A 10,782-nucleotide genomic window follows, 5' to 3' on the forward strand; every position below is an offset into this window, starting at 1 on the left:
AAAAGATCCGGATCAGTACAACTGGTCCGGATCTTTTGCTTTACCTGTAACGCAAAATCTCGCTGGAGACGCGGTGCTAGCATCGATTCCGGATTCGCTGAAGCAGGAAGATTTCGATGGGACGGCCCAATGGTCAATGACGACACCAATCCAAGCCTGGACCGCCAGATACTTCAGCGGGACAGTCCTGTCGCGGTCTATCAGCAAGTGGCCGATGTGCTGACGGACTTGGTGAGCCGCCTGGAACCGGGTTCCCGCATTCCTACCGAGGAATCCCTCATGGACGAGTACGGCATCAGCCGAACGACGGTGAGGAAGGCTATCGAGACTCTCGTGGTCAAGGGCCTCCTGGTGCGAAGGCAAGGAAAGGGCACATTTGTGATGGCGCAGCGTCCGGTGAAGATGCTGAACCGTCTGGCTCCGTTCATGGAGACTTTTACCGCGGCCGGGATGAAGACCGTCAAGGGCCTTATTGAATACAAATGGATGGAAAAGGACAAAACGGTTCCGGCCAAGCTGGTTTCGGATGACAACCTTGTCCTGGTGATTCGGCGTTCTTACTCCAGCGCCGGCTGGCCTTACGCCATCGCGGAGATCTTCATTCCCTCGCACATTGGACGCCACATCAGCTTGGCTGACGCCGAACGGAACTCGATCTACCAGGTCATCCAGGACCGGACCTTGAAGCCCCTGCACCGCGCCGAAATCACTGTCACCATGCACGCACCTCCCGAGCACTTGGCTGATGCCCTGAATGTCCGGGGATTCCCTATGGTGCCACGACTGGAACGAACCACATTGGGACCCCATGGGGAGGTCCTTGAGTGCACTGTGACCTACTTCCACCCGAAGGGATTTGAGATCCGCGCTGAAGTGGCAACGGACGCCAGCCCAAGCCAGGAAACCCATTCCGACGCCGCTGGCCAGATGGTCAGAACTTAAGGCAGAAGTGGGCAGGATCCGAATGGATCCTGCCCACTTCCGTTGGCAACGTACAGGGTCTAGACCCGGAGGCCGATGTCAGAGCTTGTCGAAGTCAGCTTCGTCAACGGTCGCTTCGGAGGAAGCAGGGGCGCCTGCGCCGATGGCGGGCTTGGATCCGCCGGACTTCAGGGCTGCAAGGCGGGCCTCAATCTCCGTCTGCTCACCGAGGTCTTCCAATTGGTTGAACTGGGCATCGAGGCTCGAAGCGGCCAATTCCTGCTGTCCAAGTACCTTGGCCTCTTCGCGACGGATCTTCTCTTCGAAACGGCCCACTTCGCTGGTGGGATCCATGATGTCGATGCTCTTGAGGGCGTCGTGAACCTGGGACTGTGCAGCAGCCGTCTTGGAACGGGCCACCAGTTCGTTGCGCTTGGCCGTCAGTTGGTTGAGCTTGTTCTTCATCTGGTCGAGTCCGGCCTTGAGCTTTTCCACGACCTCTGTCTGGGACGCGATGCTCGGCTCCGCCGTGCGGGCTTCGGACTCGGCGGTCATCTGGCGCTGAATGGCAACCTTGGCCAGGTTGTCGAACTTCTGTGCATCTGCGGCATCGCCCGCGGCGCGGTATTCATCGGCCTTCCTGGAGGCCGCGAGAGCCTTGTTGCCCCAGTCCTGGGCGTTCTTGATGTCCTCGTTGTAATCAGCCTGCAGCATGCGCAGGTTGCCAATGGTCTGTGCAACGGCGGACTCGGCCTCGGCAATGTTGTTCGTGTAGTCGCGGACCATCTGGTCCAGCATTTTCTGCGGGTCCTCTGCTTGGTCGAGCAAGGCGTTGATATTAGCCTTAGCCAGCTGCGAGATCCGACCGAAAATGGACTGCTTAACCATGGTGTTGCCTTTCGTCCTGCTCAGTGATGCCCACTGAAATCAGTGATCAGTTGTTGTACCGCTCCTATGCGGGGTGCGGACCCCGCCTAGTATCTAGGGTCTAGAAGTCGCCGCCCCCACCGCCGTCGCCACCCCAGCCGCCGCCGTCGAATCCGCCGCCGGAGTCGCCTCCGCCGCCAAAGAAGCCGCCGTCACCACCGCCGTCGTTGTGGCCACCGCCCCAGCCACCTCCGCCACCGTTGAGGATGGAGTTGATGAGGATTCCGCCGAGGATGGCGCCGCCGAGTCCGCCGCCACCACCTCCGCCGCCAAACATGCCGCCGCGGCCGTAGCCTTGGTTGGCATAGCCGAACTGGTCAACGTCGGACTGCGCAAGCTGGGCCGCCTGCGCGGCGAGTGAGTGTGCCTGCTGGGCGTAGGTCAGCGCAGTCACGGGATCATTCCGGGAGATCGACAGGGCATAGTCAAGATTGCGCTGGGCTTCGGCCAGCCTGGTCCGGGCGTCGGTGCCCACACCGCCGCGGCGTGCGGTGATGTAGTCCGACGTGGCGCTGATCTGGGCCTGTGCAGCCATGATGGTCTGCTGCAGGGAAGCCTGTGCGCGCCGGGCTTGCTCTTGCTGATCGCGGATGCCCGACAGGGACTGATCGAGCGCCTGGTGGGCCGACTCAACGCGGCTCAGGGTGGCGATGGGATCGATCTTTCCGCTCTGGATTTCGCTCTTCACCTGCCCCAACGCGGCTTCCACTCCGGCCACCGGGCCGGCAAGTTCGGGGTGCTGCCCGGATTGGATCATCGCCCGGGCTTGGGCGAGATCCTGGCTGGTTTCGGCGACAGCGCCGTCGAGAGCGGTGCGTGCTTCATCCAGGCTGCCGGCCGTCTTGGAGATCGCCTCAATCAGGATGTTGGTTTGGTGCAGGCTTTCCTCTGCCGCGCGAACGGCCACCGCGGCCATGCTGTTCTCGCCGGAGCTCAGCTTTTCCTGTGCAGTGGCAGCTGCGTTCCGGACAAACGCAAGGCGTTCCTTGGCCTGCAGAATGTTGTCGGAGACCTGGGTCAGTGCCGACTCTGCGTATTTGGCGCGAAGGCCTTCAAGCGATTGCTCCGCGCTGGCAATTTTGGCGTCAGCTTCCTGGGCTCCAGAGGCCACTGCCGAGAGAGCCTGCGGGGCGTTCTTCTCCAACTCGCGCAGGGAGTCGAAATCGGCCTTCTGATCGCGCAGTGAAGATAGTGCGGCTTCGGAGCGGCGGATGATCTCGCCGAGCCAGCTGCGCTGCTGTTCTTCCGTATCCGGAATATGGTCATCGAGCTGTTGCTGCAGCTTGAAGGACTCGGTCATGTGGCCCTTGGCCTCTTCCAAGGCCTTCGTGAAGTTACCGACCGCCGCATCGCCGTATTGCGCCTGCGCAAAACCCAGTTCCTGTTCGCTGGACCTGATGGCGTCATCGGCTTCGATCAGCAGGGAGCCGCTCTTCTGGCGCAGTTCGGGAATGCTCATTCCCGCGAGGGGGTCAAGTTGTTCGCCCTGCGGCCCGTAGCCGGCACTGACTGCCTTGGTACCGGCCTTTTTGCGTCGGTTCCGGAGGTAGAGGTAGGTGCCCGCACCACCAGCCGCTACGACGCCGACACCGACCAGGACGCCGACCCCGGCACTGCCGTTGGGAACAGTTCCGCTGCCGCCGCCAGCGGCATCGCCAATGGCTGCAGCTGCGTCAATGGCAGCTTGGGCGTAGTTGCCTGCCCGGAGTTGGGGATCGATGGCCTTGCTGGTGATGTTGTCCCGTTGGGCGTTGGTGATCTTGCTGTTGGTGGGCTTGCTCAGCTGGTACTGCCGCGTTTCCGTCGCAACGGCCAGGACGAGTGCGTTTGAACCCAGTTGCGCCTTCTCGGCTACGTCCTGGGTCCATTGAACGCGATCGGCCGGGTTCTCGAACCGCTTGACGAAGACAGCGTGCAAGGTCATCGCATGTTCCTTGCCGAGCTTCTGGATGGCTTCTTCGACTTTGGCCTTGTCGCCGCCAAGAACGCCCGCGGAGTCCACGATTTTTGTGGTGGGGTCGAGTGTCACGGGGCTCTCGGCCCAAGCCGCGCTGGCCGGGAGGGCCAACATTCCAGCCACGCCAATGACAGCGAGTACGCGTTTAACTATTGACCGCATGTGCAACCCTTCAGCACGTCTGCGACTGGAACAAGGCGTACCAATCGTCACAGAATGCTCAGCGCCCCCACGCATGGTGTAAAGCCGCAGGTCGCTGTGGCAATTCCTCTTGATTCTATGGTGCACCCCATGACCCGTCCACAGGGGTGAATATGCCACCAGCGAAATATAGGAGACACATGGTTTGTTGTGTCGTTGAGGGGTTTCAGCCAGATGGAATGCACGCCCTTTATCCCTTTCAGGAAGCTCCCAGCGAACGTCCCCTTTTGTTCCAGTTACTGGGTACATAGTTAGTAAGGACGAGGACGAAAGGAAGACCCATGACGGAGAACCCAGCGCAGGGCAGTGCACCGGAAAACCGGGAGCCATCCCAGCCCCATGCGACATCCGGCCAGCACAATGATGCCTCCCGGCACAGCGATGACTCACAGCAGCCGCAGCAGCCCGCCTGGAACTCAGGTCAGAAGCAGGGCGACGAAACCGCGGCTCAGCCCACCACCCCCTTGCCGGCTTACCAGCCGGCAGAACAGACCCAGCCGCAGGCGCACACTCAGCCGCAAGCACAGCCCCAGCCGTCCTACTACGGCAATCAGCAGCACGATCCGGCCCAGCGTCCCGGGTACCCACAGCACCAGCCTTTCTACGGCGGCGCCGCGAACCCGCAGGGCAACAACCCCGGCACCCAGTTCCACTCGACGCAGAGCCAGCACGCCCCTGGAGCACAGGCGGCAAGCCATTCGACGGTAGCCACCAAGCGCAAGCCTGCCTTCGGCGTGGGCACGCTCGTGGCCAGCATGCTCGCAGCGGGCCTGATTGGCGGCGGAGTCGTGGCCGGCAGCAACGCATTGTGGGACAACCCGGCGCCGGCCGCATCCACCGGCGGACAGTCCAGCACCGTCATTGTGAACAACAAGGACGACGTCAACGTCATCACGGCAGCAGCGGCCAAAGCGTCGCCGAGCGTGGTGACCATCAAGGCAACCAGTGGAAACGAAGGCGGAACGGGTTCGGGCATCATCCTGGATGATCAGGGCCATATCCTGACCAACACCCACGTGGTGACCTTGGATGGCGCCACGTCCAATGCCGCCATTGAAGTCCGTACGAATGACGGCAAGGTCCTGAAGGCAACGGTTGTCGGAACAGATCCGCTGTCCGACCTCGCTGTTATCAAGGTCAGCGATGCTTCGGGCCTGGTGCCAGCCACTTTGGGTGACTCCTCCAAGATCAACGTGGGGGACACCGCCGTCGCCATCGGTTCGCCGCTGGGCCTGACCGGAACGGTGACGGACGGCATCGTCTCCACGCTGAACCGGACCATCAGCGTCGCGTCGTCGGCAGCGCCGAAGGAGGGCACCGATAATTCCCAGGGCGGTGACCAAGGCTTTGAGTTCGCGCCCCCGAACGGCGGCCAGAACCAGCGTTCTGCCAATGAAGGCTCCATAGCCATCAACGTCATCCAGACTGACGCGGCCATCAACCCCGGTAACTCCGGCGGTGCCTTGGTCAACAGCAAGGGCGAGATCATAGGCGTCAACGTCGCCATCGCCTCCGCCGGAAGTGGCACCTCCGACTCGTCAAGCGGCAATATCGGTGTTGGCTTCAGCATCCCGATCAACCACGCCAAGCGGGTGGCACAGGAGATTATCGACTCCGGCAAGGCCAGCCACGGGCAGTTCGGTGTCTCGGTGCGGGCCAAGTCCGGCACCAACAGTGACTCCGGATTCTCCGTAGGAGCCGAGGTCGCCTCGGTGACCTCCGGTTCAGCCGCAGCCAAAGCCGGCATCAAGGTGGGCGACGTCGTCACCAAGTTCGGCGACTACGCTGTCAGCGATCCCAACCAGTTGACCGCAGCGGTCCGGGAGCAGCCTGCAGGTGCCAAGGTGAAGGTGACCATTCAACGTGGCGGCCAGAGCCAGGAAATCGAGGTAACCCTCGACGCCGCCCAGCAGTAGCGCCACGGACTAAACCACGACGGCGGCCGTCACCCCAAAGGTGATGGCCGCCGTCGTGCCGTGCCCGGCACGGTGCCGGGCAAGTCCGGCAAAGCGCAACAGGCGTTAACGCTGGGAGTGGTTTTCTGCGGGCAATATGCTTAGCTAGGACGAGCCCACGCGCTGGGCAATTCACGGCCACGCTGTTGCGGTTGGCCGTCCACAAGCATGGAAGGCTGCTTCGAAGACAGTGGAAGAGACATTGAAGATTGTCGTTCTGGTCAAGCACGTCCCGGACGCGCAGTTCGACCGGCACATCACGGGCCCTGCCAACACAACCGATCGTGAAGAAAGCATCTTGTCCGAACTGGACGAGTATGCCCTCGAGGCTGCGCTGCAGCTGGCGGAGGAACGCGGAGGTGCGAAGGCGGGCAACGAGGTTATTGCCCTGAGTATGGGACCGTCCGGGGCCGTCAACGCGGTCAAGAAGTCGCTGCAGATCGGCGCATACTCGGGAGTCCACCTCAGCGATGACGCTCTGGCTGGCTCCGATGCGGCTGCTACTTCGCTGGCGCTGGCCGCTGCGATCCGCCACCTTTCTGCCGACGGCGGCCCCGTGGACCTGGTACTGACGGGCATGGCGTCCACCGATGGCGAGACGTCTCTGATTCCGGCCCAGCTGGCCGAGCGCTTGTCCCTCCCGCAGGTGACCTTTGCTTCCAGCCTTGAGGTGGCCGGTGGCCGGGTGACGGCACGACGCGACGCAGGCCCGTACTCGGAGACGGTGGAGGCGCCGCTTCCTGCCGTTGTTTCGGTGACCGACCAGATCAACGAGCCGCGCTATCCCAACTTCAAGGGAATCCTGGCAGCCAAGAAGAAGAAGATCACGTCCCTTACCCTCTCCGACATCGGGGTGGATGCCTCGCAGGTGGGCTTGGCCGGATCATGGACCGTGGTGGAGTCCGCCGAAGCGCGGCCGCCGCGCACGGCCGGCACCATCATTACCGACGAAGGCGACGCCGGCATCAAGCTGGTCGATTTCCTCGCCGCCCAGAAGCTGCTCTAAAGGGGACTCCAACCATGGCAAATGCACTTGTTTTCATTGATAACCCGGGCGCCGCTCTGAAGAAGAGCAGCCTGGAGCTTCTCACCATCGCCCGCTCGCTGGGGGAGACCGCCGTCGCTTTCACCGGCGAGTTGAACGACGACGTCGCCGCCACCCTGGGTGCCTACGGCGCCACGACCGTCTACCGCCCGTCGACGGACGACCTCGACAACTACCTGGTGGGTCCGAAGGCTGCCTACCTTGCCGCCGCTGCCGCAGAGTCCGGCGCCACGACGGTTCTGCTCGATAACTCGCCTGAGGGCAAGGAAATCGCGGGCAGGCTCGGGATCAAGCTGAACGCCGGCGTCATCACCGATGTCGTAGGAGTGGAGCCGGACGGCACTGCCCACAAATCGGTTCTTGCCGGCTCCTACAACACCTCGGCGAAGGCGACCACCGCTATAACCGTCATTTCGGTCAAGGCCAACAATGTCGAACCTGCGCCTTCCGGCGATGCGGGTGTTCCGGCAACCACCACTGTCGATGTTCCGGCTGATGCTGTTGCTGGTTCCGCCCGTATCACCGCGCGGGCCGAGAAACCGGTGAGTGGCCGCCCAGACCTCAGCGAAGCCCGGATTGTCGTGGCCGGCGGCCGTGGCGTCGATGGCGACTTTGGTCCTTTGGAAGAGCTTGCCGATGCCCTCGGTGCCGCAGTGGGCGCATCCCGCGCTGCTACCGACGCCGGCTGGATCGGCCACGACGCCCAGGTCGGCCAGACCGGTGTCACCGTATCGCCGCAGTTGTACATCTCCGCTGGTATCTCCGGTGCCATCCAGCAGAAGGCCGGCATGCAGACGTCCAAGGTTATCGTCGCTGTCAACAAGGACGCTGAGTCGCCGGTGTTCGAAATCGCCGACTATGGCATCATCGGTGACCTTTTCAAGGTCATTCCGCAGGCCACGGCCGAAATCAAGAAGCGGAAAGGCTGATCTTGCCTACTGACATTGAGTCAGCAAAGAGCCCGTTCGACGCCTCCACGGAGCGCGTCGAGCGGGTGCTTTGTTTTACCGCCCACCCGGACGACATCGACTTCGGTGCCGCCGGGACCATCGCGGCGTGGACCGCGGCCGGCGTCCAGGTCAGCTACTGCATCATGACCGACGGCGATGCAGGCGGCTTTGACCCCGCGGACCGGGCCGGAATCATTGAGCTCCGCGCCGAAGAGCAGCAACGGGCGGCCGCGCTTGTTGGTGTCACAGATATCCATTACCTCCACGAGCGCGATGGGTACCTGGAACCGTCACACGGCGTCATCCGGCAGGTGGTCAAACTCATCCGTGAAATCCGCCCGGACATTGTGCTGACCATGCATCCGGAGCGCAATTGGGACCGGCTCCAGAAAAGCCACCCGGACCACCTCGCTGCGGGGGAGGCCGTGACCCGGGCTGTTTATCCTGCCGTGGAAAACCCGTTCGCCTACCCTGAGCTGGCCGAGGCGGGCCTTGAAGCCTACAAGCTGCCGTGGCTGTGGTTCATCTCCAGCCCGGAGGCCAGGGAAAACCATTTCGTGGACGTGTCACGGCACGTCGAAGCCAAGCTCGAGGCCATCCGGGTCCATGCCAGCCAGCACCCCGACGTCGCCGGCATGGAGCGGGTGGTCCGGGGCCTGATGTTGGCCAATGGAGAGCGGGGTGGCCTCCCGGAAGGAGCCAGCGCGGAGGCTTTCCACGTGGTCTCCGTGAATGGGTCCAGCACCATCGCCGGCTTCTGACGTTGCCCTCATGTAACGCGTGTCATATGCTTGACCTCGGTTAAATCATATTTATTTGAGGAAGGCAGACTTTGATGGCGAAGACTGCGCAACAACCCGTGCTGGTGATTATGGGAGTCTCCGGCTCAGGGAAGTCCACCGTGGCAGGCGTGCTGGCCGGCAAATTGGGATGGGATCTGGCCGAAGGCGACGATCTGCACCCTGAAGCGAATGTGGCCAAGATGCACTCCGGGCAGGCGCTGACCGATGAGGACCGCTGGCCCTGGCTTGAGATCATCTCCGGCTGGATCCGGGAACACGTCGACGCCGGCGTGCCCGCGATCATCACGTGCTCGGCCCTGAAGAAAAAATACCGTGACGTGCTCCGTGCCGAAGGCGTCGTCTTTGTGTTCCTGCAAGGCAGCAAGGACAAAATCTCCGACCGTCTTGCCTCCAGGCACGGCCACTTCATGCCACCGTCTCTGCTCGAATCGCAATTCGAAGCGCTGGAAGAACCCACCGAAGACGAGAACTACATCTCCCTTTGCGTTTCCGCATCGCCGGCGGAAGAAGCAGACGAGGTCATTGAACGCCTCGGACTCCGCCCGGTGGCTGGGGACGCAGAAGCAGGCACTCTGTGATCGCCCTGCAGGCGGCTGCGGAAGTTCAGGAATGGTCGGGACACGATACCCAGCTCCTGGTGGTGGCCGCGTTGGGCATTGCCCTGATCGTTGTCCTCATCGCCAAGCTGAAGCTCCACCCGTTCCTGGCGCTGGTCCTCGGCTCCGCCTTCGTCGGATTGGCTTCCGGCGTTGAACTGGGCAAAGTCATCACCAACTTCGAGGACGGTGTGGGAGGCGTCCTCAAAGAGGTTGGTCTCCTGATCGCTCTCGGTGCCATGCTGGGAAAGCTGCTTGCGGACTCCGGTGGGGCCAACCGCGTGGTGGACACCCTGTTGGCCAAGGCGAGCGGCAACAAGCTGGTCTGGATGATCACCTTGGTGGCCGTCATCATCGGCTTGCCGATGTTCTTCGAAATCGGACTCGTGCTGCTGCTCCCGGTCATTGTGTTGGTAACGCAGAGATCCAAGATGAAGCTCATGCGGATCGCGATCCCGGCGCTGGCCGGCTTGTCCGTGCTCCACGGGCTGGTGCCCCCGCACCCGGGACCGTTGATCGCCATCAGCGCGGTCAAAGCTGAACTGGGAACAACGCTCGGTTTGGGCATCCTGGTGGCAATCCCGACGGTCATCATTTGTGGCCCGCTGTTTTCGAGGCTGGCAGCCCGATGGGTTCCCGTTGACGCCCCGGCCGTAGCCGGTGGCATCGACACCCGCCATTCGGCGGATCTCAGTGAGGTCAAGCGTCAACCGTCTTTCGTGGTCACGCTGCTGACCATTATTTTCCCCGTCGTCCTGATGCTCCTGAAGGCCTTGGGCGGCATTATCTGGCCAAACGCCGAAAGTGCGCCCGGAATCCGGATCTTCTTCGATTTCGTCGGCCAGCCGTTGGTGGCCATGACGCTCGCCGTGCTGGTGGCCATCGTGACCTTCGGGTATGCGGTGGGCTTCACGGGCAGCAAGATCACGGCCAAGCTGGGTGAAAGCCTCGGCCCGATCGCGGCGATCCTGCTGATCGTGGGGGCCGGCGGCGGCTTCAAGCAGACGCTGATCGGCGCCGGCGTAGGTGACGCCGTGAAGAAGTGGGCTGAAGGTGCCAACATGTCCGTCCTGGTGCTGGGCTTCATCGTGGCCGTTGCGCTTCGACTGGCCACTGGCTCGGCCACGGTGGCAACCGTGACGGCCGCGGGCATCGTGGCACCCCTTGCCAGCAGCCTGAGCCCGACGCACGCCGCTTTGCTGGCGCTGGCCATCGGTGCGGGGTCGTTGTTCCTCTCGCACGTCAACGATGCCGGCTTCTGGCTGGTCAAGGAGTTGTTTGGACTCACGGTTGGTCAGACGTTCAAGACGTGGTCCGTAATGGAGACGCTGATTTCCGTGGTCGGCTTCGGCTTCGTCATGCTCCTGTCGCTCGTGTTGTAGCTAAGGAAGCGCTCAACACACAACGACGGCGGCCGTCCCGAAAAG

The 10,782-nt window shown here is 62.6% G+C and carries 9 protein-coding genes; 7 read left to right on the forward strand and 2 right to left on the reverse strand.

All coding sequences use genetic code 11. The annotated features are described in order from the left end of the window. The first annotated feature begins 129 nt into the window (after window positions 1-129). Window positions 130-942, forward strand: a complete 813-nt coding sequence (locus tag ACFVSI_RS17410) for a GntR family transcriptional regulator (RefSeq protein WP_387826320.1) — start codon at window positions 130-132, stop codon at window positions 940-942. Between the two features lie 78 nt (window positions 943-1,020). Here ACFVSI_RS17410 and ACFVSI_RS17415 read toward each other — a convergent pair whose 3' ends face one another. Next, window positions 1,021-1,809 carry a PspA/IM30 family protein gene (locus ACFVSI_RS17415; RefSeq protein ID WP_144659754.1) on the reverse strand — a complete coding sequence of 263 codons (789 nt, stop codon included), beginning with the start codon at window positions 1,807-1,809 and terminating at the stop codon, window positions 1,021-1,023. Between the two features lie 100 nt (window positions 1,810-1,909). After that, entirely contained in the window at window positions 1,910-3,967 is a 2,058-nt protein-coding gene (locus tag ACFVSI_RS17420; RefSeq protein WP_387826323.1) for a TPM domain-containing protein, read from the reverse strand. Window positions 3,968-4,287: 320 nt separating this feature from the next. Between ACFVSI_RS17420 and ACFVSI_RS17425 the strand changes: the two genes are divergently transcribed. From ACFVSI_RS17425 to ACFVSI_RS17450, 6 genes are all read left to right on the forward strand, one after another. After that, a complete protein-coding gene (locus ACFVSI_RS17425; protein WP_387826325.1) occupies window positions 4,288-5,922 on the forward strand; it encodes a trypsin-like peptidase domain-containing protein in 1,635 nt (544 codons plus the stop codon). A 241-nt stretch (window positions 5,923-6,163) separates the two neighbouring features. Next, a complete protein-coding gene (locus ACFVSI_RS17430; RefSeq protein WP_387826327.1) occupies window positions 6,164-6,967 on the forward strand; it encodes an electron transfer flavoprotein subunit beta/FixA family protein in 804 nt (267 codons plus the stop codon). Window positions 6,968-6,981: 14 nt separating this feature from the next. Beyond that, window positions 6,982-7,935: an electron transfer flavoprotein subunit alpha/FixB family protein gene (locus ACFVSI_RS17435; RefSeq protein WP_387826330.1), complete on the forward strand. Its 954-nt coding sequence runs from the start codon at window positions 6,982-6,984 to the stop codon at window positions 7,933-7,935. A gap of 2 nt (window positions 7,936-7,937) precedes the next feature. Continuing rightward, on the forward strand, window positions 7,938-8,717 hold the full coding sequence (locus ACFVSI_RS17440) for a PIG-L deacetylase family protein (RefSeq protein ID WP_387826333.1): 780 nt from the start codon (window positions 7,938-7,940) through the stop codon (window positions 8,715-8,717). Between the two features lie 74 nt (window positions 8,718-8,791). After that, window positions 8,792-9,337, forward strand: a complete 546-nt coding sequence (locus tag ACFVSI_RS17445; RefSeq protein WP_144659760.1) for a gluconokinase — start codon at window positions 8,792-8,794, stop codon at window positions 9,335-9,337. Continuing rightward, on the forward strand, window positions 9,334-10,737 hold the full coding sequence (locus tag ACFVSI_RS17450; protein ID WP_387826336.1) for a gluconate:H+ symporter: 1,404 nt from the start codon (window positions 9,334-9,336) through the stop codon (window positions 10,735-10,737). Before ACFVSI_RS17445 ends, ACFVSI_RS17450 begins: the two co-directional genes overlap by 4 nt. Window positions 10,738-10,782 lie beyond the last annotated feature (45 nt).

This window comes from Paenarthrobacter sp. NPDC057981, assembly GCF_042886835.1.
Taxonomy (GTDB): domain Bacteria; phylum Actinomycetota; class Actinomycetes; order Actinomycetales; family Micrococcaceae; genus Arthrobacter.